Here is a 23,069-nt window from a genome sequence, read left to right on the forward strand (position 1 = left end):
TTAATTTGATTAACCGATGATTAATTTAACTACGCAACAACTCGCTCGAATTCTTGATGCCGAATTAGTCGGTGATGGAGCGGTTGTTGCTAAAAACATCAATACCGACACTCGTCAATCTATTCCAAGTCATTTGTTTTTTGCGTTAAAAGGCGAAACATTTGATGCACACCGATATCTTCATCAAGCAGTGGCACAAGGCGCGGTTGCTTTAGTCGTTCAACAACCCGATATGAGTATCCTCATTCCGCAATTAGTGGTGGCGGATACACGTTTAGCCTTAGGGCATTTGGCTAAATGGTTACGTGAAAGAATTAATCCTCTCACTGTGGCAATGACAGGTTCTTCCGGTAAAACCACGGTAAAAGAAATGACCGCCGGAATTTTACAGAAAACCGCAGGTGATGCGGAAGCAGTACTTTTTACCAATGGAAATTTCAATAACGATATCGGCGTGCCGCTTACGTTATTGCGCCTAACCGAAAAACATCGTTTCGCAGTAATTGAATTGGGCGCGAATCACCAAGGTGAAATTGACTACACAACAAAATTAACACAACCGGATGCCGCTTTAATTAATAATATTGCGCCGGCACATTTGGAAGGTTTCGGTTCTTTAGAAGGCGTTATTCGGGCAAAAGGCGAGATTTATCGCGGTTTAACACCAAATGGCGTGGCAATAATCAATGCCGAGCATAATTATATTGATATTTGGCAAAAAGAAATTGCTGAACATCCTATTCAATATTTTAATGGAAAAGATTATTCCGCTAAAAATGTTCAACATCACACGCAAGGATCGCACTTCACGCTTATTTCACCGCAAGGTGAAATTGAAATTAGTTTGCCATATTTGGGTGAGCATAACGTGAAAAATGCTTTGGCGGCGACCGCACTTGCGATGAATGTCGGGGCAACCTTAACCGATGTGAAAGCCGGTTTGGAACAACATTCACAAGTAAAAGGTCGATTATTCCCAATTCAACTCAATGACAATTTGTTATTGTTAGATGATACTTACAATGCCAATATGGATTCTTTGAATGCGGCGATTGATGTACTAAAAGGTTATCAGGCGTATCGTATTCTTTGCGTGGGTGATATGAAAGAGCTGGGCGAAAATTCTTTGGATATTCATCGCAAAGTGGGGCAGTATGCCAAAACGGCTAATTTGGATTTAGTCTGCTCTTTTGGCAGTGAAAGTGCGGTCATTTCTGGGGCTGTTTCGGGTAAACACTTCACTGATAAAAATGAAATGGTTGATTTTTTACTCCCTGTTATAAAAGCACAGTTACAACAAAATAAACAGGTCGTGGTACTAGGAAAAGGTTCACGTTCGATGAAAATGGAAGATGTGATTTATTCATTAAAGGATAAAATGAGATGTTAGTTTGGCTTGCTGAATTTCTTGTTCGCTATGAAACCGCATTTAATGCGATTTCTTATATTACTGTTCGCGCAATCTTAGCATTATTGACTGCTTTGCTGATTTCACTTTGGATTGGTCCGAAGGTGATTAAGCGTTTGCAAATCCTGAAATTCGGTCAGGAAGTCCGAAACGATGGTCCTGAAAGCCATTTTGCGAAAAAAGGTACGCCGACAATGGGCGGTGTGATGATTCTTTTCGCAATTGGAACCAGTACATTATTGTGGGCAAATTTAACAAATCCTTATATTTGGGTGTGCTTATTTGTACTATTTGGTTATGGTACGATTGGTTTTGTCGACGATTACCGCAAAATTACGCGTAAGAACACGGATGGATTGATTGCACGTTGGAAATATTTCTGGATGTCGGTCGTTGCACTTATTGCGATTATTTGGTTGTATTGGCTCGGTCACGATACGGATGCAACCCGTTTAGTCGTACCGTTTTTCAAAGACATTATGCCGCAATTAGGTTTGTTCTACATTGTATTGGCTTATTTTGTGATTGTGGGAACAGGCAACGCGGTAAATCTTACCGATGGCTTGGACGGTTTGGCGATTATGCCGACGGCATTAGTCGCCGCTGCATTTGCTTTGATTGCTTGGGCGACGGGTAATGTGAATTTTGCCGAATATTTACATATTCCTTATATTAAATACAGTTCAGAAGTCGTCGTGTTCTGCACTGCGATCGTAGGAGCAGGATTAGGTTTCTTATGGTTTAATACCTATCCGGCTCAGGTATTTATGGGGGATGTCGGTTCACTGGCATTAGGTGGCGCTTTAGGCACGGTTGCCATTTTAGTTCGCCAAGAGTTTTTACTTGTGATTATGGGCGGCGTATTTGTGATTGAAGCTTTATCGGTCATTTTACAGGTGGGATCCTATAAACTTCGTAAGCAGCGTATTTTCCGTATGGCACCTATTCATCACCATTTTGAATTGAAAGGGTGGCCGGAACCAAGAGTGATTATTCGCTTTTGGATTATTTCATTGATGTTAGTGTTAATGGGATTGGTTACGCTGAAATTACGTTAATGCTGATAATCGGTTTCACTTTTCAAAAAGTGTGCCGTTTTTCTTCAGCCCTTAGCAGATAATATCTCATCAATGAAATTCAATATAAATAAATTTAAAAATAAGAAGTAGAATGAAAACCTTATATCAAAATAAATCTATCACCATTATCGGACTGGGTAAAACGGGGTTATCTTGTGTTGATTATCTTCAATCTCAAGGGGCAATGCTTCGTGTTATTGATACCCGTAAAAATCCTAGCGGGGCAGATAAACTTCCTAAAAACATTCCACTTCACACCGGTAACCTCAATCAGCAATGGTTACTTGAAAGCGATATTATTGTGATTAGCCCGGGGCTTGCTGTCAAAACGCCTGAAATTCAGACCGCACTTTCAGCCGGTGTAGAGGTGATTGGCGATATTGAATTATTTTGCCGAGCGGCAACGAAACCTATCGTGGCGATTACCGGTTCTAATGGTAAAAGTACGGTGACAACGCTTGTGTATGAAATGGCAAAAGCGGCGGGGATTAAAACGGGGATAGGCGGAAATATCGGTATTCCGGCATTATCCTTACTGAATGAGGATGATGATTTTTACGTCTTGGAACTTTCCAGCTTTCAACTTGAAACCACTTACAGCTTAAAAGCGGCAGCCGCAACCGTGTTAAATGTGACGGAAGATCACATGGATCGCTATGCGGATTTAGAGGCTTATCGCCAAGCTAAATTACGTATTTATCACAATGCGGAAATCGCCGTTGTAAATAATGAAGATAAATTCACCTTCGGTGAAGGTGAAAATCAAGCCGAACAAGTCCTTTCTTTTGCTGAGCATAATGCGGGTTATTGGCTTAAAACAGAAAACAGCAAACAATATTTAATGGCGAAAGATGAGTTGATCTTGCCTTGTGATGAGGTAGCGCTTGTAGGTCGTCATAATTATATGAATATTTTTGCGGCAACAGCATTGGCACAAGCGATTGGCGTTAATTTAGAAGCGATTCGTCAGGTACTTTGCCGATTTAAAGGTTTAGATCATCGTTTTCAATTAGCTCATCAAGCCAATGGCGTGCGTTGGATTAATGATTCTAAAGCGACAAATGTGGGTAGCACGGTCGCAGCGCTTGCCGGATTATATGTGGAAGGTAAACTTCATTTATTACTTGGCGGTGATGGCAAAGGGGCTGATTTTTCTGAATTAGCTAAGCTTATTAACCAGCCTCATATTATTTGTTATTGTTTTGGTCGTGATGGAGCACAGCTTGCCGAGCTTTCAACACAAAGTCATTTGTTTGAAACATTGGAACAGGCGGTTGCGTTTTTACGCCCGACACTAAAATCCGGTGATATGGTATTATTATCGCCTGCTTGTGCGAGCCTTGATCAATTCACTTCTTTTGAAAAACGCGGGGAAGAATTTACTCGTTTAGCGAAACTCAGTTAATCACATAGCGCAATGGAATTTATTCGGAAAATTAAACAAAACTTTGATAGTTGGACCAGAATCACCCCGCAGGGATTGTTGTATGATCGCGCGTTATTCTGGCTTTTCGTGATCTTATTGATGATTGGTTTGATCGCCGTTACCTCAGCTTCAATTCCTTATAGCTCGCGATTATTTAATGATCCTTTCTATTTTGCAAAGCGTGATGCCGTTTATGTGTTTTTTTCACTGATAACCTGCTATTTCACTATGCAAATTTCCACTCAACAGTGGGAAAAATGGCACGTTAGAATTTTCTTTTTAGCCATTACCTTGTTGTTTACCGTCTTAATTATCGGTTCTTCCGTGAACGGCGCAAAACGCTGGATTTCTCTCGGTGTGCTTAATTTTCAGCCGGCGGAATTTGCAAAATTAGCCCTTACCTGCTTTTTATCAAGCTATTTTACCCGCCGCTATGATGAAGTACGCTCAAATAAACTCAGTGCGTTTAAGCCTTTCATTGTTATGGGAACGATGGGGATATTTTTATTATACCAGCCGGATCTCGGGAGTACCGTGGTATTGTTCGTCATAACCTTTGGTATGCTTTTCATCGTAGGAGCGAATTTTTGGCAATTTATCGGTTTAATCGGTACCGGTGCGTTATTATTTGTGTGGTTGGTCCTTTCTGCCTCTTATCGTTTAAAGCGTTTCACCGGCTTTTTAGAGCCTTTTAAAGATCCTTACGGTACGGGGTTTCAATTGACGAATTCATTGATGGCATTCGGACGTGGTGAAATCACAGGTGAAGGGCTAGGGAACTCTATTCAAAAGTTAGATTATTTACCGGAAGCACATACTGACTTCATTATGGCGATCATTGGTGAAGAGTTTGGTTTTATCGGTATTTTGGTGGTTATCGTATTACTCGGACTATTGATTTTCCGAGCCTTAAAAATCGGACGTGAATCTTTACTATTAGAACAGCGTTTCCGCGGATTTTTTGCATTAGGTATTAGTTTTTGGATTTTCTTCCAAGGCTTTGTCAATTTAGGCATGGCACTTGGAATGCTTCCGACGAAAGGATTGACTTTTCCGCTCGTCAGTTATGGTGGCTCGAGTATCATTATTATGTCGGCGACTATCGGTATTTTATTGCGCATCGACCATGAAAACCGCTTGCAACGTGGCGGACAAGCGCGTTTGCGTGATGATTAGGAATTAAAATGAATAAACAGAAAAAACTATTAGTGATGGCAGGGGGAACCGGTGGACATGTTTTCCCTGCTATTGCCGTTGCTCAAACCTTACAAAAACAAGGTTGGGAAATTTGTTGGCTTGGAACGAAAGATAGGATGGAAGCTCAACTTGTGCCTAAGCACGGTATTCCGATCCGTTTTATTCAAATTTCAGGTTTGCGCGGTAAAGGTATTAAAAGTTTGTTAGCAGCACCTTTTGCTATTTTACGTGCCGTATTCCAAGCAAAGAAAATTATCCGAGAAGAAAAACCTAATGCGGTGCTTGGTATGGGAGGCTATGTTTCCGGTCCGGGTGGTGTTGCGGCAAAATTTTGCGATATTCCGATTATTTTGCATGAACAAAATGCGATTGCCGGTTTAACCAACAAATGGTTGGCAAAGATTGCGACACGTGTGTTACAAGCCTTTCCGAATGCCTTTGCCGATGCAGAAGTAGTGGGAAATCCTGTTCGTCAAGATTTATTTCAAATACAGCCTCCTGAGATTCGCTTTGCAAAGCGTGGTGAAAAATTACGTGTGTTGGTTGTTGGCGGGAGCCAAGGCGCGAGAGTATTGAACCAAACCTTACCGAAGGTTGTCGCACAATTAGCCGATAAGCTGGAAGTTCGTCACCAAGTCGGCAAAGGTTCGGTGGAAAATGTGACCGCACTTTATGCGGAAAATGCTCCATTGGTAAAAATCACGGAATTTATTGATGATATGGCGGAAGCCTACGCTTGGGCGGATATTGTAATTTGTCGTTCCGGTGCGTTAACGGTATGCGAACTTGCCGCAGTGGGAACACCGGCAATTTTTGTCCCCTTCCAACATAAAGACCGACAGCAATATCTTAATGCAAAATATTTAGAGGGTGTCGGTGCGGCTAAAATCATTGAGCAAGCGGATTTAACCCCGGAAATTTTAATTAATTATCTACGGAATTTTACGCGTGACGACTTGTTACAAATGGCAATAAAGGCTAAGGCAATGTCTATGCCGTTGGCGGCGCAACGTGTCGCTGACGTGATTATTGAAAATGTAAAATAAGTAAAATTCTTCATTATTATGTAGCAGTTGCACAAATCATTGTAGGATGCGGTTAGGCGAAGCCGTAACGCACCAATAGATGAAATGATGCGTTACCCAAAGCTCAACGCACCCTACCCAAATAAATATTGGATGTAGAATTTTCTTTGTGCGACTGATGCATAATATCGAAATTCTTTGGATTTTTTGACCGCACTTTAAGCGGTAATGTCTTCCCAAAAGGAAAATAAAATGAAACATTCTCACGAAGAAATTAGAAAAATTATCCCTGAAATGCGCCGCGTACAACAAATTCATTTTATCGGTATCGGTGGCGCCGGTATGAGCGGCATTGCAGAAATTCTTTTAAACGAAGGTTATAAAATTTCAGGTTCAGATATTGCCGATGGCGTGGTAACACAGCGTCTTGCGCAAGCCGGCGCGAAGATTTTTATCGGTCACGCAGCGGAAAATGTGGAAGGTGCCAGTGTGGTTGTGGTGTCAAGTGCGATTCGTGAAGATAATCAAGAGTTGATTGCGGCAAAGCAAAAACGCATTCCAGTTATTCAACGTGCGCAGATGTTGGCTGAAATTATGCGTTTTCGTCACGGTATCGCCGTGGCGGGAACTCATGGCAAAACGACCACAACAGCAATGATTTCGATGATTTATACTCAAGCGAAGTTAGATCCGACTTTTGTCAATGGCGGGTTGATCAAATCAGCTGGTAAGAACGCGCATTTAGGGGCAAGCCGTTATCTTATTGCGGAAGCGGATGAAAGCGATGCCTCTTTCCTTCATTTGCAACCGATGGTTTCTGTTGTCACCAATATGGAACCGGATCATATGGATACCTACGAAGGGGATTTCGAGAAAATGAAGGCGACTTATGTAAAGTTTTTGCATAATTTGCCGTTTTATGGCTTAGCAGTGATGTGTGCGGATGATTCGGTATTGATGGAACTTATACCGCAAGTAGGGCGTCAGGTTATCACTTACGGTTTCAGTGAGAGTGCGGATTATCGTATTGAAGATTATGAACAAACCGGTTTTCAAGGTCATTACACGGTGATTTGCCCGAATGGGGAGCGAATCAATGTATTACTCAATGTGCCGGGTAAACATAATGCGCTTAATGCTACGGCGGCACTTGCGGTGGCAAAAGAAGAAGGCATTGCCAATGAAGCGATTTTAGAAGCCCTTGCGGATTTCCAAGGTGCCGGTCGCCGTTTTGACCAGCTCGGTGAATTTATTCGCCCGAATGGAAAAGTGCGTTTAGTGGATGATTATGGTCACCATCCGACAGAAGTGGGCGTGACGATTAAAGCCGCACGTGAAGGCTGGGGAGATAAACGCATTGTGATGATTTTCCAACCTCATCGTTATTCACGTACCAGAGATTTATTTGATGATTTTGTCCAAGTGCTTTCTCAAGTGGATGCGCTTGTTATGTTGGATGTTTATGCCGCAGGTGAAATGCCAATCGTAGGTGCCGATAGTAAAGCCTTATGTCGTTCGATTCGTAATCTTGGCAAAGTTGATCCGATTTTAGTATCGGATACGGCACAATTAGGAGAAGTGCTTGATCAAATCGTTCAAGACGGCGACTTAATTCTTGCGCAAGGTGCGGGTAGCGTAAGCAAAATTTCTCGCGGTTTAGCGGAGTCTTGGAAAAATTAAACCATAATAAAAAGCAGAGACAGAATAAAAAATGAATTTGAAACAAGAAAAAATTGCAGTGTTATTAGGCGGAACTTCAGCAGAACGTGAAGTTTCTTTAAATTCCGGTAAAGCCGTATTAGAGGCATTGGTCACTCAAGGCTATAACGCTCAGCCGATTGATCCGAAAGAATATGATGTGGCGAATTTGAAAAAAGACGGTTTTGATCGCGTATTCAATATTTTGCACGGTCGTGGTGGAGAAGACGGTACGATGCAAGGATTACTGGAACAAATCGGCTTACCTTATACAGGTTGCGGTGTAATGGCTTCTGCCTTAACTATGGATAAAATGCGCACTAAAATGTTATGGAAAGCTTTTGGGCTGCCTGTCGCAGAGATGGAAGTCGTTACACGTGAAACCTTTGACGAGTTAGATCCGAAAGCCGTTGTCGATAAATTAGGTTTACCATTAATGGTTAAACCTTCTTTGGAAGGATCTAGCGTGGGATTAACCAAGGTGAAAGCTGTAGAAGAGTTAAAAAGTGCGGTCGAATTCGCCCTTAAATTTGATCGGACGATTTTGATTGAAGAATGGCTTGCCGGTGATGAATTAACCGTCCCCGTGTTAGATAATCAAGTGTTACCTGCAATTCGTGTTGTGCCGGAAGGGGAATTTTACGATTATGAAGCAAAATATATTTCCGATAATACGCAATATTTTTGCCCTGCCGGATTGACTTTAGAACGTGAGCAAGAATTAGCGGTATTGGTTAAACGTGCTTATGATGCGGTGGGATGTCGAGGTTGGAGCCGTATTGATGTAATGTGTGATGCAAAAGGCGATTTCCGTTTGGTGGAAGTAAATACCAACCCCGGAATGACCAGCCACAGTTTATTTCCTAAATCAGCGGCAACAGTCGGTATTTCTTTTGAACAGCTCGTAGTTAAAATTCTGGAGTTAAGTGCATAATGAATGTGCTGAAACGCAAAAGTACGCAAAATTTTCGAGCCGGTGAATCAAAGTTTAAATACTTTGCACGCCTTTCGGTTGTGTTATTGTGCGTTGGGTTAGGGTATTTTGTTTATTCAAATTGGCAGAATTGGTTGGAAAGTTTGGATACCAAGCCTATAAGTGCCTACGCCTTAGTGGGTAAAACAGAATTTACCGACTATGCCGATGTACAAGATGCACTGTTAAAAATGGGAACGCTGAAAGGATTTTGGGGGCAAGATGTTAAGGCTATTCAAGAACAGTTGGAAACCTTGCCTTGGGTTAAAGGTGCTGTGGTTCGTAAGGTTTGGCCGAACCGTTTGAGTATTTGGTTGACAGAATATATGCCGGTGGCGATTTGGAATAAAACGGAATTTGTCACCAAAGAGGGAACGGTTTTTCAATTGCCAATGGATCGTTTAAAAAATAAAGTATTGCCTTATTTAGGTGGACCGGATTATCAAAGTTTAAAAGTGCTTGAAGCTTGGAATCGGATCTATGCTGATTTTAAAGCGAAAAATTTAAGCGTAAAGGGCATTACGATTGATGAGCGCGGTGCGTGGCAAGTTATACTTGATAATGATATAGTATTGAAACTAGGTCGTGGAGAATGGAAGTCTAAACTTGAACGTTTTGCAATAATCTATCCACAAATTGAAGTGCCGGAAGGTAAACGAATTGATTATGTAGATTTACGATATGCGGCGGGTGCGGCAGTCGGAATGGCGGATAAATAAATTTGGGGCGTAATAAAGAAATGGCGAAATTGGTTGAAACAAAAGCAATTGTAGGGCTTGAAGTCGGAACATCAAAGGTTGTTGCGGTCGTTGGCGAGGTATTACCCGACGGTGTGGTAAATGTGCTTGGGGTGGGGAGTTGCCCTTCAAAAGGAATTGATCGCGGCAGCATTACGGATTTAGATGCGGTTGTCAATTCGATTCAGCGAGCCATTGAATCCGCCGAGTCTATGGCGGATTGTCAAATTATGAGTGTTACTTTAGCCATTACCGGTGAGCATATTCAAAGTTTAAATGAAAGTGGATTCGTGCCCATTGGTGAGACGGAAGTAACACAAGAGGAAATTGATTCTGCTTTACATAATGCAAGTACGATTAAATTACCGGAAGGCGTTTCCTTATTGCATGTGATACCGCAAGAATATGCCGTGGATCGCCAATTAAACATTAAAAATCCTCTCGGGTTACAAGGCGTACGTTTAAATGCACATGTGCATTTAATCGCTTGTCATCAAGATTGGCAAAATAACCTGAAAAAAGCGGTTGAACGTTGTGGTTTACAGGTTGATAAAGTGGTGTTCTCCGGTTTTGCCGCAACGCATTCCGTACTAACCGAAGATGAAAAAGATCTTGGCGTGTGTTTGATTGATTTCGGTGCAGGCACAATGAATGTGATGGTCTTTACCAACGGAGCATTGCGTTTTAGTAAAGTTATACCTTATGCCGGAAATATCGTGACTAACGATATTGCCCATGCTTGTACGATTTCCCGTGCAGAAGCCGAACGGGTTAAAGTAAATTATGCTAGTGCAGTCTATCCTGCCCGGCTACATGGAGATAAAAAAATTGAAGTGGCCAGTATTGGCGGGCGTGCACCCCGTTCTTTAACAAAGAGTGATTTATCTTTAATCACTTCTGCACGTTATACGGAACTTCTTGGCGTTGTAAAGGACGAATTAGATCAGTTGAAAGCAGACTTGGAAAGTAAGCACATTAAATTCGAATTAATTGCAGGTGTAGTTATTACCGGTGGTGGCGCACAAATTGAAGATTTAAAAGAGTGTGCAATGGATGTATTCGGTTGCCAAGTGAGAATCGGTAGCCCATTAAATATCACTGGGTTGACGGATTATGTGAATCGTCCTCAATATTCGACAGTGATCGGTTTATTACAATACAATCACAGTAATAGTGATGATGAACTTATCGGTGGAGATAATTATCCCGATGGGAATATTTTCGGTGCAATTTGGTCGGGAATTAAAAAAATTGCGAATAAAGTGCGGTCGGAATTTTGATTATTTTGGATTTTCATCTACAATATGAGCAATTTATCTTTATTAACGTGCTAGCAGAGTATTAGCAGAACGGAGAACAGCAAATGTTATACCCAGATTACGGTGATTTTGAAGAACAGTCAGGCGCGCTGATTAAGGTTGTCGGTGTCGGCGGTGGCGGCGGTAATGCCGTTAACCATATGGTTGCCAATATGATTAAACAAGATCTTGGTGGTACTTTCCTAAGTGAGAATACTCTTAACAGCGAAGAGCATGGGAAAATTATTTTCTATGCGGTGAATACAGATGCGCAAGCATTACGCAAAAGTCAAGTTCAACAAACCGTGCAGATTGGTGGGGCAACAACAAAAGGTCTTGGTGCCGGCGCTAATCCTAACGTAGGTCGTAAAGCAGCTGAAGACGATCAGGAAGAAATCCGTAAAATGCTTGAAGGCGCAGATATGGTCTTTATTGCTGCCGGTATGGGGGGCGGTACGGGCACTGGTGCTGCTCCTGTAGTGGCTAAAGTTGCCAAAGATCTGGGTATTCTAACCGTTGCGGTTGTAACAAAGCCCTTTGCTTTCGAAGGTAAAAAACGTATGCAATTTGCTGAGTTAGGCATTAAGGATTTATCACAATATGTTGATTCGATGATCATTATTCCTAATCAACAAATTCAAAAAGTTCTCCCTAAAAATGCAACATTAATTGATGCTTTTGCTGCTGCGAACGATGTGCTACGTAACTCCGTAATGGGCATTTCCGATATGATTACTTCTCCGGGTATGATTAATGTGGACTTTGCTGACGTTAGAACCGTAATGTCTGAAATGGGACAGGCTATGATTGGCTTCGGTTCGGCACGTGGTGGCGCAGGTGAAGGACGTGCTGAAGAAGCGGCAAGAATTGCAGTACGTAATGATTTATTAGAGAAAGTTGATTTAACCAATGCGAAAGGTATTTTGATTAATATTACCGGTGGTTTTGATATCGCATTTGATGAATTTAATGTCGTGGGTGAAACCATTCACAGTTTTGCTTCTGAGGACGCCACTATTGTTGTTGGTACGACATTAGTGCCTGAAATGAGCGATGAAATTCGTGTAACAATTGTTGCAACGGGTTTAGGCGAAATCGCTTCAAATGAGCCGGTTCAAGTTCAAAAAACAGTTCAACAAACATCGCCGCTTCATTTACCAACTAACGAAAATGCACAGTCGATTCTGTTAAGAACGCAAGAACAAATTACCTCTTTTAGACAACCTGAGCCGATTCGTTCTTCGTATTCTCAGGAACAGCAACCTAAAGAGGCTTATCGTAGCGAATTGGAAAAACCGATTACTGATCGCTTATCTTCTTTTCAACGATTCGATCCAAACGCAATGAATAAAGACGATAAATAACAATTAATTTTGTTACTTTGTAATAAGGCAAAAAATTATGATTAAACAAAGAACATTAAAACAAAGTATTAAAGTAACGGGTGTAGGCTTGCATAGCGGCAAAAAGGTAACCTTAACGTTACGCCCGGCTATGCCGAATACCGGTGTGATTTATTGTCGTACGGATTTGAATCCTCCGGTAACTTTCCCGGCTAATGCAGAATCCGTTCGTGATACGATGCTTTGTACTGCACTTGTTAATGAGCAAGGTGTACGTGTTTCAACCGTTGAACATTTGAATGCCGCATTGGCAGGTCTTGGTATTGACAATATTATTGTTGAAGTGGATGCACCTGAAATTCCGATTATGGACGGGAGTGCGAGTCCGTTCATCTATTTGTTACTGGATGCCGGTATTGAGGAACAAAATGCTGCGAAGAAATTCATTCGCATTAAGCAAAATGTTCGTGTAGAGGACGGCGATAAATGGGCCGAATTTAAACCTTATAACGGTTTCCGTTTAGATTTCACAATCGACTTTGAACATCCTGCAATTGGAAAAAATGTTCGTAATTATGTGATGGATTTTTCCGCACAAGCATTTGTTCATCAAATTAGCCGTGCCAGAACCTTTGGTTTTATGAAGGATATTGAATACCTTCAATCTCAAGGTTTGGCGTTAGGTGGTAGCTTGGATAATGCTATCGTGTTGGATGATTACCGTATCCTAAACGAAGAGGGACTACGTTTTAAAGATGAGTTGGTTCGTCATAAAATGTTGGATGCGATAGGTGATCTTTATATGGCAGGTTATAACATTATCGGTGATTTCAAAGCGTATAAGTCAGGTCATGGCTTAAATAACAAATTACTTCGGGCGGTACTTGCAAATCAAAATGCTTGGGAGTTTGTTACCTTTGAAGATAAAAAACAAGTACCTCAAGGGTATGTTTCACCTGTTCAAGTGCTGATTTAATTGTTTTCGGTTAAAAAGCTATATTTCCAAAAGAAGTATAGCTTTTTTATTTTGTGAATAGCTCTTAAAAGAGCGGTTTATTTGAGATGAATTTTTTTATGAAAAAATTATTTACTGTTTTACCTTTGGTTCTTGCAACTTCCAGTGTAATGGCATACGAGAAAGACAAAACCTATCGTTTTACACTTCTTCATACTAATGATACTCACGGACATTTTTGGCCGAATAATAAAGGTGAATATGGCTTCCCTGCACAAAAAACAATCATCAATAGAGTAAAAGCGGAAGTTGAAAAAAACGGCGGGTCAGTGCTTTTATTAAACGCAGGAGACTTTAATACCGGCGTACCTGAATCTGATATGCAAAATGCCGAACCGGATATTAAAGCAATGAATGCAATGGGTTATGAAGCAACGGTATTAGGGAATCACGAATTTGATAATCCCCTGCAAATGCTTGCGATGCAAGAATCTTGGGCAAAATTCCCATTTTTATCCGCCAATGTGATTAACAAGAAAACGAATCAACCGCTTGTTAAACCTTATACTATTTTTGATAAGCAAGGTTTAAAAATAGCGGTCGTAGGATTAACGACTGAAGATACGGCAAAGCTGGGTAATCCTGAATATAGTGGTAATGTTATTTTTAAAGATCCAACGGAATCGGCAAAAGAAACGTTAAAATTATTAAATGAAAATGAGAAGCCTGATATCAAAATTGCCTTAACGCATATGGGCTATTATTACGATGCTCAATACGGCTCTAATGCACCGGGAGATGTTTCCCTTGCCCGTAATTTAAGTAAAGGCGCATTTGATATGATTGTTGGCGGCCATAGTCATGATGCGGTTTGTGTAGATGAAAAAGGCGTTTGGATAAAAGATTACAAACCTACTCAATCTTGTAAACCGGATTTCCAAAATGGCACTTGGATTATGCAAGCCTATGAGTGGGGGAAATATGTAGGGCGTGCAGACTTTGAATTTAAAAATGGTGAATTAAAACTCGTTAAGTATGAACTTATTCCGGTTAATTTGAAGAAAAAAATCACTAAAGAAGATGGCAAAACGGAATATGTGCTTTATTCTGAAGAAATTCCACAAGATCCCGAAATTGAAAAACTCTTAAAGGATTATCAAAATAAAGGGAATGAATTACTCGGTCGTGAATTGGGTGAATTAATAGGCAAACTTGAAGGAGATCGTACGGTTATTCGTTTCAAACAAACGAATCTTGGTCATTTGATTGCTGAAGCACAACGCGAGCGTGCAGGTGCTGATGTGGGAATTATGAATTCAGGCGGTATCCGTGATTCAATTCAAGCGGGCAAAGTTACCTACCGTGATGTTTTGAAAGTTCACCCGTTTGGTAATATTGTAACCTATGTGGATCTGACCGGAAAAGAATTGCTTGATTACTTAAATGTAGTGGCATTGAAGGAAGTGGATTCAGGTGCTTATGCCCAATATTCCGGTATCTCTATGGTCGTAAATCAACAAGCGAAAAAGGTTGAAAATGTTAAGGTTCAAGGCAAGCCACTGGATTTAAATAAAACCTATCGTATTTCTTTACCAAGCTATAATGCGGCGGGAGGAGACGGTTATCCTATCGTGACCAAAAATCCGACATTCTTAAATACTGGCTTTATTGATGCCGAAGTATTAGCAAAATACATTTGGAAAAATTCACAAAAAGCCCCACTTGATGCTTCTAAATATGATCCGAAAGATGCGGTAATCTTCAAATAAGGATGGATATGACCTTGGAACTGTCAGAAATTCGCCAACAAATTACACAAATTGACCGTAGTTTATTGAAATTGCTTTCCGAACGCCATCGTTTGGCTTTTGATGTCGTAAGAAGTAAAGAAGTTACTCAAAAAGCATTACGTGATACAGCTCGTGAACAGCAACTTCTGCAAGAACTCATACAATTTGCTGAAAATGAAAATTATCAGCTTGAAGCACAGTATATCACTTCAATTTTCCAAAAGATTATTGAAGATTCCGTGTTGACTCAGCAAGTGTATTTACAAAATAAATTGAATGAAGAGCGCAGTCAAAATTTACATATTGCCTTTTTGGGTAAGCGTGGTTCTTACTCTAATTTGGCGGCTCGTAATTATGCGGATCGTTATCAAAAACAATTTGTAGAACTGGGTTGTCAATCTTTCGAACAGGTCTTTGAAAGCGTTCAAAACGGCGAGTCCGATTTCGGTATTTTACCGTTAGAAAATACGACTTCCGGTGCAATTAACGAAGTCTATGATCTGTTACAACACACGGATTTATCATTGGTGGGGGAGTTAGCCTACCCGATTAAACATTGTGTATTAGTGAATGAACAAACGGATTTAAACCAAATTGATACCTTATATAGTCATCCACAGGTGATTCAGCAATGCAGTCGATTTATTCAAGGCTTAGCGAGGGTTCATATTGAATATTGTGAAAGTAGCTCTCATGCTATGCAGTTGGTTTCAAGTTTGAATAAACCGAATATCGCAGCATTAGGCAATGAAGATGGGGGAAAATTATATGGTTTAAATGTCTTGAAAACGGATATTGCTAACCAAGAAAATAATATTACCCGCTTTATCGTTGTGGCAAAAGAATCAAGAGAAGTTTCACCGCAAATTCATACGAAAACACTCTTGTTAATGACAACATCACAACAAGTCGGTTCTTTGGTTGATGCATTACTTGTATTCAAAAAACATCAAATCAATATGACAAAACTTGAATCTCGCCCGATTTACGGAAAACCTTGGGAGGAAATGTTTTATCTTGAAATCGAAGCGAATATTCATCATCCGGATACGCAAGATGCCCTGAATGAACTCAAAAATTATAGTAACTATCTCAAAATTCTAGGTTGTTACCCTAGTGAGATAGTAAAACCGGTGAATGTTTAGTTTAAAAGAGCGGTCAATAAAAATCATGTTTTTGATGACCGCTCTTTTTTTAATATCACGCTGCATAATATCGTCAAAATTACCGACAAAAATTGAAATGAAGTGAAATAGAAAAGCCCTGATATAACAGGGCTTTGAGCTATTTTTGAAGTGAATTGAAATATGATGAAAAGCGGTTTTTTTATTCCCATTCGATTGTTTATTGGGTATGTAATATTTTGATTTATAAGTTTTTTATTTTTTTAATAAGGTTGTTTTACCGTCATTTTTACCGACACCGGGAACAAGTGCTTTATGAACGCTCGGCGAGCCATTTATCTATATCTGATTTGTACCAAGCAACGCGACCCATAGAAGCTTTAATACTTTTAGGGAATTCCCCCCTTTTCATCATACGCCAAATTGTTGTTGCACTCAAGGTTGTGATTTCTATAACTTTGGCTTTACTTAATAATATAGCTTGTTGCTCCATATTTCCTCCATCACTTCAAAATATCCGGCACCTCAACAATTTTTAATTGCCCCGGTTTTACATCTTTATATTTAAGCCAATATTGGACGATCTCTATTGCTTCGCCTTCTGTTACGGTTTGCCTCGTTTCCATAACTACACTCCATTCTCTTCTGAATTGGCTCTCAAGCACAACATATCGCTTGCCGTTTATTACTTGTAATTCTTGTTTAAATGACATTTATTACTCCAATAAAAAACCTCGCTAGAGGGTGTGGTTTAGATAATAAAAAACCACGGCTAAGCGTGGTTTTGTAGTTGTTTAATTTAATAAATTACTTTCTAGCATTTTTGATAATTTTGCTAAACCTTTGGCGGTAACTAAAACTTGTTCACATATTTTTTCTGTACCATCATCTTTGGTTGCGGTGTGAATTTTATGCTCTAGCAGGCCCGATTGTAGTTTATCTTGGTAGCGATCCAGTTTTTGCCACCTGCTCGTTTGTAAATCCAACGATGTGATGAAAGAAATTGAGTGAGCTTTCTCGGCGGTGATTGTAAATGCTTGGCAGTTTCTGTGAGATTTAATGCACCTTCCGATCTTGTTGCAATACGATCGAATGCGTTTACATCAATCTGCATTTCTTCCACTTTATGTTCTAATTCCAGTGTTTTTTGTTTCTCTACAATCCACGCTTGAGCCGCTGCGATAGGATCGTCAAAGTTTGGAATAAGTGCGGTCGGTTTTTGCTGATTTTCCAATTCTTGCCAACGATCAACGACAGCGGCAGTAAACTCAGGACAATTTTGAGCGACCACAATCAAACAGTCACGCTTTTCTAAATGGTACTCTTTGTAGCGTTGTCCATTTTGAGGATGGGTGTAAGCCATTGGCTGATACCCCTTAATTACCTGCTTTGCCATCAATCTTTCAATAGAGCGACATAGATCACTATGATTTTTATTGATTAGTTCCGCAATTTCACGACTGCTCATTGTTAAGTTTTCATTGTTTGGATTAAGACTAATAAGTGCGGTTGAATTTGTGCTCATATCCTTGCTCCTATTATTTTAGAGATTGTTGTTGATTTCACGATCAATGCGAGTCAATAAATCGTTTACTGCCCAAATAGCATTACCAATATCTTCGTGAGAAGATACGAAGCCTGATTTACGTTCACCATCAGCTGAAATTAAGTTGACAATAGATTTTGCTTGGGCGAGATAACGATTGATGTTATCAATATGATCGATAGTTAATGGAGTGGATTGGATATTGTTCATAGTTTATACCTTGTATCATAAGTTTAAATTAACCTATCTACACGGTTCCAATCGTGGCGATAGGACTAAGCAAGATTGGAACTACCAGGATACAAGGTAACTGGCGGGCTTTCGCCCTCTCACTTAGCCCTACCATTGATTGAATTTTAGGTATAGCTATGCGACACGCACAAAAAAAGCCGTGAACGGCTTGCGTCCTTATATCCTTTCAGGGTTCCAATCCTGACAACAGATTTTGCTGTTGCCCTGTTAGCATATAAAAGTTAGTATTGGCGTGTCAATAGTAAAATGAGAAATTTTATGAAAAAGATAAAACCACAAAAACGTTATTGCCCCTTGCCTGAAGAATTAGAAATTGGGCTTGAAAAAGCAATTAATAATACCTGGAAAGACGTGCCATCACACAGAGATATAAGTTGTTATCAACTAGATAATGTGGATGTCTATTTTGTAGATATTGTTTTTTATTTTTCAACTGGAGTAAGTGAAGCTACACTTAAATATAATCAGTTTGGTTGGAGTTTAGTTGATACAAATATAATTTAGGTTTTACCTTATGAACTGTCAACTAAGAGTTGACAACTGGTGGTTTAGGGTCAATTGAACGCCCACAATAAATTTCGGTTTCTTCACGAATCCAGTAAAATTTTAATTTATTCATTTTCGCTAGGACCTTTTATTACCATGTCAATGCCAGCTCTAAAATCATCGTGATAAACTAAATCTTCTAAAATTAGGTTATCACCAAGACTGATTTCAAATCCTTTTTCATCGCCATCTTGTAGAATTATAGGGCGGCGATTTTGAATAAAATCCAACCGCTCTTTATCTTTCAAAAGAGCTTCGTATTCAGCCTTGCTTATTGTTACTGTTTCCATATTAAGTACCTCTTGTATTCACCCAATAAATAACAACCGCACTTTATGCGGCATTATTTCCTACATCAACCACAGGCAATTCCACAAAAGGGGCATGCGGTTGTGGTGTTAAAGGCTCGTTGGGGATATTTAATCGACCGCCTAACGTGGCATAGCCGACAATATCCCGCCAGTGGTCGGGTTCGTGTGGATTGCCATTACAGATACGTACGATTTTGCCGGCAATCATTGTAAGGGCGTAGTATTGCGATGAATCTAATGTTGGCTTTGCAGAATTGATGACATTCATCAGTTCCTTAAAATCTACTGCGCCTTGATGAAAATCACCGTGGGTTTGTTCTCGTTCGTTGAGTGTGTGTTCGATGTTCATTATTTTTCTTTTTATTTGGGTAATAAAAAACCGCCTATAAGCGGTCGTTTGGTGGGAGTTTAAGATTATTCCGTCGGAATAATATACCAAATAGCAGTGATAAGAATTGCAACCACAACCCATAATGGAATTATGATGGGTCTTTTATATGATTGTTTATCTTTTGTTTTATCTTCAATAAACATAATTACCTCCAGACATATTAATTCTCTTTTGGTTTTTCCGGTAATGGCTGCCAATGCGTGACTTCTTCCCAGTCTTCTGTAAATGCCCCTAAATCTGCATCGTATTCCCAAATCACATAAGGATTACTATAACTAGGGCAGTAACATAAATACCAACCGTCCAACATTGGTAGAGTTTCATTGACACTTATCCACTCGTTATTTTTTGTTGTCATTTTCAATATCCTTTATTCTAAATATTTTATGTCTAACGAAATGTCGAACTTCTTTTTCTTTGAAAATCTTGTTATCGATTAATATGTGTATAACAAAGACACTTACAAGCATAAATACCATCGCCGTTACTGCTATAAGTATTGTTGCTAAAAGAAAGTCATTCATCTTTAACCTCCGGTTTTTCTGGTAATGGTTGCCAGTGAGATACGTTTTTTGCATCATACCCAAATTCAGTACCAACAAAACAATCTACACCATTAGCTCCATCATCAAGCCACGCAATGTCAATTACATTTCTAGACGATATATAGATAAGAATATCTGTGCCTCGTGGTGGTAGCCTATCTTTAACTCTAATCCAGTTGTTCATCTTCTACTACCTCATACCAACTAGAAACTTCAAAGCACTCGTGTGCTATTTCGTGTGCGATTTGCTCCCGTTCTTCTTCTGTCATTTCATCCCACTCCTCTTTATCGTATTCAACTTCTTGAATACAATTATCGTGTCGATCAGAGTAACGACTTGCACCACAAAAACGAACTTTTACCTTATTCATCTTTAACCTCCGTGAAACTTATCAATGCTTTTGCGTGAGCAATCGCATTTTCTTTTGTTAAGTGGATAATTCCGTTTCTAAGGTATTCTATATCATAGTCATCATCGCACCAGCCTAAGGCACTATACATATTTTTATCAAAATCTGGTGTATAATATGTATCCCCTTTGTGTAATGGTTCTCTAACTGGTTCAGGAACTTCAATGCCATTAATTAAAATAGTTTTTGGTTTACGTCTGTATTGTCTATCTTCGTGCCAAGCTGGATGGTTTTTACAAGCATACCATTTTACATCTGAGTCATTTTTAACTTCCCATCTTTTCCACGGTTTATCCGTTTCCATTGCATCTTTGGCATACTCTGCCATAAGTTTTGCGTGTATATGTGCTGTCATTTTCTTTCTCCCGTATAAAAAAGACCGCACTTTTGATGTGCGGCCAGGTAGGGCAAACTAATTTAGTTGCGCTTCATAAAAATCAACATCGGCAATATTCGCTTTGAGTTTATCCAGTGTGGTGTTGAACGCATCTTCAACGACTTTTTCCGGATTAATCAGCTCGTACCACAATGCCAAACTACCGTCTTTAATTCGATAGCGTACACGGGCTTTTAATTGATAAAAATCGCCATTATGAAATGGTTGAATACCTAACACAATTTCTTCCGGCAAGCGTGCTTTGCCGCCACCGGTTTGTTCGTCGGTAAAGGTAAAGGACATCGTACCGTCTTGTAGGCGTTTAACTGACTTAAATTCAGATTTACGGGTTTCCTCGAAGGCAAGTACCATTGCCAACAATTCGGCACCGCTTACGATATTGCCGTCAGTTGCAATGCTATGAATGTTATTTTCTAAGAATGCACCAAATTCAACTTGGCTCATTGCCTGTTTGTCTTTACGAGCCCATTCTTTCCAATCTTTTGAGTAGGGGCAATTATAAGTGGCGGAATGGTCGCCCCAGTTTGGTTTTTCAGGGTTGGCGTGGTAATCAAATACCGCTTTGATTTCTAAATCATCTAAGTTAGCAAAGATAGCCGTCCCTGATTGTTTAAATTTATTTACATAATCAATCAAGGATTGTTCGGTTCTTAAAAAAATGTGCTGTCTAATGCGTGCCGGTGCAGATTGATATTCTTCAAGTGATCGAATATCAAAATCACCGGCTGCTAACACTGCCGGAATGGGCGTATTTAACGATTTTCCGTTTGCGACATTTTTTGCAATATCATTCACTAATGATTGTTCCATTTTGTTTTCCTTATTTTTAGATAATAAAAAAGCACCCAATAAGGTGCTACGTGAGTGAAGAAGTATTAAATTAAGCGGTTGCCATCTTTAATACTTTTGCTTCTTTCTTTTCGCCATCAACAACTTTCAAATCAATTTTCATTTGATTTGGGTCGTCAAATAACACATCGCCATCTGCCGTTGAGAATACAATGCTTTCTTCTCGGTCAAGCTCAGGCACTTTGCACGTTACCTGTGGCGTGATTTTGATTTGATTTTCGGTGCGTGTATTTAACATTCCGATTTTCAGGCTCAATGTGACCGAGCCTTGTTTTCGGGTTTCCCGTACTGCTTTGATGACATTGGATACCGCTTCGGTGAGTTCATCATCAAGCTCTCCCCGATTAAGTTGTGATAAGGTTTGACTAAATTTAGTGTTGCTCATTTTTAAGTTCTCCATATTGAGGTTGTTAAAACGGAATATCGTCATCAAATTGTTCGGGGGTTGGTTTTGCTCCCGACTTCGCTTGTGCGTAAGCGTTATTTTGTGATGGCTTGGTTTGTGCCGGCTGTCCGCTATCGTTTCGACTATCCAGCATTTGTAGCTTATCACCCTGAATTTCTGTGGTGTAATGTTCTTGCCCGTTTTGGTCTTGCCACTTCCGAGTACGCAAACGACCTTCAACATAGACTTTTGAGCCTTTATGTAGATATTCACCGCAGATTTCAGCTTGTCGGCGATAGAACACAATGCGATGCCATTCTGTTATTTCTCTGCGTTCACCTGTTTGTTTATCAGTCCAGCTTTCACTTGTTGCCACGCTGATATTTGCGACCATATCACCGTTCGGCATCGTTCTTACATCAGGATCATTGCCTAAATTTCCCACTATAATGACTTTGTTTACGCCTGCCATTTCACTCTCCTACGTGTTTAAATTTAATAAACATTCATCATAAAAGCCGTTGTATTCGTCAATCAGGTCAGGGTATTTCCCTTCCAACCACGGCATTTGTTTTGAATAACGCTCTTCTAACTCCTGCTTGGTTTTACATTCGCGCAAACCGTCTTTGAGTTTTTGCATGGTTGGATTATTAGGTTGTTGTGGAGGTGCTGAAGGAGATCCCGCAGAAGGAAGCTCAACACCGCTTTCCAACCATTTTTTCACCCGCTCGCCAGTTTCCTTTGATAATTTTTCAGGAGTATTTGCGTTAAATAAACCTGTGCGATCTTTGCTTGGCAAGGCGTAATGCCCATCGTGAACAATATCTAACACAGTAGTAAATTCATATTCAATACCGTCCCGTTGCTCCGTTTTCATTCCCAGTTTCTGAACCTGCTTTCGCCCGTTTACTTCAACTTGTGCTGTTTCGGTTTTACTTCTTGCGGTTACGATGATATGTAGTGGTGCAGTAAGCAAATCATCAATAAACGCTCGATGTCTTGGGGTAATATCATTCCAAGCAGCCCAAGTGTTATTTTTATATTTTGCTTTTGCTATTTGCTCCAGTAACTCCAGACAACCACCGGAACCCGACCATTCGTGAGTAATACTGTCAATCACCACCACTTCATGACCGGATTGCACAGCGAGTTTCAACGCCTCACGATAGCGTTCCGGTGTATAAGGTGGTTCAAGCTCTAAACAATCAAACTCAGCCAAGTGAGAGTAAAGGGAGGCGCTACCTTGTTCAGTATCAATAACTGCAATTTTATTACCCAACCCACTTGCTAAAAGTAATGCGCCATAAGTTTTTCCCGAACCACTAGGACCGGTAAGTGCCAAGCGAAGTTTTGATTTTTTTCGTTCTGCTTTTTGAAATTGCAT

27 protein-coding genes and 2 pseudogenes are annotated in these 23,069 nt (G+C 40.1%); 14 read left to right on the forward strand and 15 right to left on the reverse strand.

Going from position 1 to position 23,069, the window contains the following annotated elements; all coding sequences use genetic code 11:
- The first annotated feature begins 16 nt into the window (after positions 1-16).
- The 13 genes from murF (at position 17) to IHV77_RS09675 (ending at position 16,074) form a co-directional block, all read left to right on the forward strand.
- Positions 17-1,390 (forward strand): UDP-N-acetylmuramoyl-tripeptide--D-alanyl-D-alanine ligase, encoded by a 1,374-nt coding sequence (gene murF / locus IHV77_RS09615; RefSeq protein WP_194811741.1) that lies wholly within the window; start codon positions 17-19, stop codon positions 1,388-1,390.
- Positions 1,384-2,466: a phospho-N-acetylmuramoyl-pentapeptide-transferase gene (gene mraY, locus IHV77_RS09620; protein WP_194811742.1), complete on the forward strand. Its 1,083-nt coding sequence runs from the start codon at positions 1,384-1,386 to the stop codon at positions 2,464-2,466. Before murF ends, mraY begins: the two co-directional genes overlap by 7 nt.
- Positions 2,467-2,578: 112 nt before the next feature.
- The gene (gene murD / locus IHV77_RS09625) at positions 2,579-3,892 is read left to right on the forward strand and encodes a UDP-N-acetylmuramoyl-L-alanine--D-glutamate ligase (protein ID WP_194811743.1); all 1,314 of its coding nucleotides are present in this window, start codon (positions 2,579-2,581) and stop codon (positions 3,890-3,892) included.
- A 12-nt stretch (positions 3,893-3,904) separates the two neighbouring features.
- The gene (gene ftsW / locus IHV77_RS09630) at positions 3,905-5,089 is read left to right on the forward strand and encodes a putative lipid II flippase FtsW (protein WP_194811744.1); all 1,185 of its coding nucleotides are present in this window, start codon (positions 3,905-3,907) and stop codon (positions 5,087-5,089) included.
- 8 nt (positions 5,090-5,097) lie between these two features.
- Positions 5,098-6,156, forward strand: coding sequence for an undecaprenyldiphospho-muramoylpentapeptide beta-N-acetylglucosaminyltransferase (gene murG, locus IHV77_RS09635; protein ID WP_194811745.1), 1,059 nt, complete (start codon positions 5,098-5,100; stop codon positions 6,154-6,156).
- Positions 6,157-6,387: 231 nt separating this feature from the next.
- Entirely contained in the window at positions 6,388-7,815 is a 1,428-nt protein-coding gene (murC, locus tag IHV77_RS09640; RefSeq protein WP_194811746.1) for a UDP-N-acetylmuramate--L-alanine ligase, read from the forward strand.
- Positions 7,816-7,846: 31 nt separating this feature from the next.
- A complete protein-coding gene (locus IHV77_RS09645; protein WP_194811747.1) occupies positions 7,847-8,767 on the forward strand; it encodes a D-alanine--D-alanine ligase in 921 nt (306 codons plus the stop codon).
- A complete protein-coding gene (locus tag IHV77_RS09650; protein ID WP_194811748.1) occupies positions 8,767-9,525 on the forward strand; it encodes a cell division protein FtsQ/DivIB in 759 nt (252 codons plus the stop codon). Before IHV77_RS09645 ends, IHV77_RS09650 begins: the two co-directional genes overlap by 1 nt.
- A 20-nt stretch (positions 9,526-9,545) precedes the next feature.
- Positions 9,546-10,823 carry a cell division protein FtsA gene (gene ftsA / locus IHV77_RS09655; RefSeq protein ID WP_194813275.1) on the forward strand — a complete coding sequence of 426 codons (1,278 nt, stop codon included), beginning with the start codon at positions 9,546-9,548 and terminating at the stop codon, positions 10,821-10,823.
- An 83-nt stretch (positions 10,824-10,906) separates the two neighbouring features.
- Positions 10,907-12,205, forward strand: coding sequence for a cell division protein FtsZ (gene ftsZ, locus IHV77_RS09660; RefSeq protein ID WP_194811749.1), 1,299 nt, complete (start codon positions 10,907-10,909; stop codon positions 12,203-12,205).
- Positions 12,206-12,242: 37 nt separating this feature from the next.
- A complete protein-coding gene (gene lpxC, locus IHV77_RS09665) occupies positions 12,243-13,160 on the forward strand; it encodes a UDP-3-O-acyl-N-acetylglucosamine deacetylase (RefSeq protein ID WP_194811750.1) in 918 nt (305 codons plus the stop codon).
- A 98-nt stretch (positions 13,161-13,258) separates the two neighbouring features.
- Positions 13,259-14,908 (forward strand): bifunctional UDP-sugar hydrolase/5'-nucleotidase UshA, encoded by a 1,650-nt coding sequence (gene ushA, locus IHV77_RS09670; protein ID WP_194811751.1) that lies wholly within the window; start codon positions 13,259-13,261, stop codon positions 14,906-14,908.
- 8 nt (positions 14,909-14,916) lie between these two features.
- Complete coding sequence (locus IHV77_RS09675) at positions 14,917-16,074, forward strand: chorismate mutase (protein ID WP_194811752.1); 1,158 nt, start codon at positions 14,917-14,919, stop codon at positions 16,072-16,074.
- Positions 16,075-16,366: 292 nt separating this feature from the next.
- On the opposite strand, the gene IHV77_RS09680 is transcribed toward IHV77_RS09675, so the two are convergent.
- From IHV77_RS09680 to IHV77_RS09700, 5 genes and pseudogenes are all read right to left on the reverse strand, one after another.
- Positions 16,367-16,546 (reverse strand): helix-turn-helix transcriptional regulator, encoded by a 180-nt coding sequence (locus IHV77_RS09680; protein WP_194811753.1) that lies wholly within the window; start codon positions 16,544-16,546, stop codon positions 16,367-16,369.
- A 10-nt stretch (positions 16,547-16,556) separates the two neighbouring features.
- On the reverse strand, positions 16,557-16,766 hold the full coding sequence (locus IHV77_RS09685; protein WP_194811754.1) for a hypothetical protein: 210 nt from the start codon (positions 16,764-16,766) through the stop codon (positions 16,557-16,559).
- A gap of 81 nt (positions 16,767-16,847) precedes the next feature.
- A pseudogene (locus tag IHV77_RS12080) lies at positions 16,848-17,167 on the reverse strand (phage antirepressor KilAC domain-containing protein).
- 98 nt (positions 17,168-17,265) lie between these two features.
- A pseudogene (locus IHV77_RS12085) lies at positions 17,266-17,578 on the reverse strand (Rha family transcriptional regulator); the annotation flags it as partial.
- A gap of 18 nt (positions 17,579-17,596) precedes the next feature.
- Positions 17,597-17,809, reverse strand: coding sequence for a hypothetical protein (locus tag IHV77_RS09700; protein ID WP_194811757.1), 213 nt, complete (start codon positions 17,807-17,809; stop codon positions 17,597-17,599).
- Between the two features lie 300 nt (positions 17,810-18,109).
- On the opposite strand from IHV77_RS09700, the gene IHV77_RS09705 reads away from it, so the two are divergent.
- Entirely contained in the window at positions 18,110-18,355 is a 246-nt protein-coding gene (locus IHV77_RS09705; protein ID WP_194811758.1) for a hypothetical protein, read from the forward strand.
- Positions 18,356-18,462: 107 nt separating this feature from the next.
- On the opposite strand, the gene IHV77_RS09710 is transcribed toward IHV77_RS09705, so the two are convergent.
- The 10 genes from IHV77_RS09710 to IHV77_RS09755 all read right to left on the reverse strand — a co-directional run bounded on the left by IHV77_RS09710 (position 18,463) and on the right by IHV77_RS09755 (position 23,069).
- The gene (locus tag IHV77_RS09710) at positions 18,463-18,687 is read right to left on the reverse strand and encodes a hypothetical protein (RefSeq protein WP_194811759.1); all 225 of its coding nucleotides are present in this window, start codon (positions 18,685-18,687) and stop codon (positions 18,463-18,465) included.
- 43 nt (positions 18,688-18,730) lie between these two features.
- Positions 18,731-19,057 (reverse strand): DUF6378 domain-containing protein, encoded by a 327-nt coding sequence (locus IHV77_RS09715; RefSeq protein WP_194811760.1) that lies wholly within the window; start codon positions 19,055-19,057, stop codon positions 18,731-18,733.
- Between the two features lie 202 nt (positions 19,058-19,259).
- Positions 19,260-19,457, reverse strand: a complete 198-nt coding sequence (locus IHV77_RS09720) for a DUF551 domain-containing protein (RefSeq protein ID WP_194811761.1) — start codon at positions 19,455-19,457, stop codon at positions 19,260-19,262.
- A gap of 158 nt (positions 19,458-19,615) precedes the next feature.
- On the reverse strand, positions 19,616-19,828 hold the full coding sequence (locus IHV77_RS09725; protein WP_194811762.1) for a DUF551 domain-containing protein: 213 nt from the start codon (positions 19,826-19,828) through the stop codon (positions 19,616-19,618).
- Positions 19,812-20,015: a hypothetical protein gene (locus tag IHV77_RS09730; protein WP_194811763.1), complete on the reverse strand. Its 204-nt coding sequence runs from the start codon at positions 20,013-20,015 to the stop codon at positions 19,812-19,814. The genes IHV77_RS09725 and IHV77_RS09730 overlap by 17 nt, the downstream gene beginning before the upstream one ends.
- Positions 20,008-20,409 carry a hypothetical protein gene (locus IHV77_RS09735; protein ID WP_194811764.1) on the reverse strand — a complete coding sequence of 134 codons (402 nt, stop codon included), beginning with the start codon at positions 20,407-20,409 and terminating at the stop codon, positions 20,008-20,010. The genes IHV77_RS09730 and IHV77_RS09735 overlap by 8 nt, the downstream gene beginning before the upstream one ends.
- Before the next feature lie 57 nt (positions 20,410-20,466).
- Positions 20,467-21,261: a DUF2303 family protein gene (locus tag IHV77_RS09740; protein WP_194811765.1), complete on the reverse strand. Its 795-nt coding sequence runs from the start codon at positions 21,259-21,261 to the stop codon at positions 20,467-20,469.
- A gap of 70 nt (positions 21,262-21,331) precedes the next feature.
- Positions 21,332-21,685: a hypothetical protein gene (locus IHV77_RS09745; protein WP_194811766.1), complete on the reverse strand. Its 354-nt coding sequence runs from the start codon at positions 21,683-21,685 to the stop codon at positions 21,332-21,334.
- 25 nt (positions 21,686-21,710) lie between these two features.
- Positions 21,711-22,157 (reverse strand): single-stranded DNA-binding protein, encoded by a 447-nt coding sequence (ssb, locus tag IHV77_RS09750; RefSeq protein WP_194811767.1) that lies wholly within the window; start codon positions 22,155-22,157, stop codon positions 21,711-21,713.
- A gap of 9 nt (positions 22,158-22,166) precedes the next feature.
- A complete protein-coding gene (locus IHV77_RS09755) occupies positions 22,167-23,069 on the reverse strand; it encodes an ATP-binding protein (protein ID WP_194811768.1) in 903 nt (300 codons plus the stop codon).

The sequence above is a fragment of the Rodentibacter haemolyticus genome (assembly GCF_015356115.1).
Lineage (GTDB): Bacteria > Pseudomonadota > Gammaproteobacteria > Enterobacterales > Pasteurellaceae > Rodentibacter > Rodentibacter haemolyticus.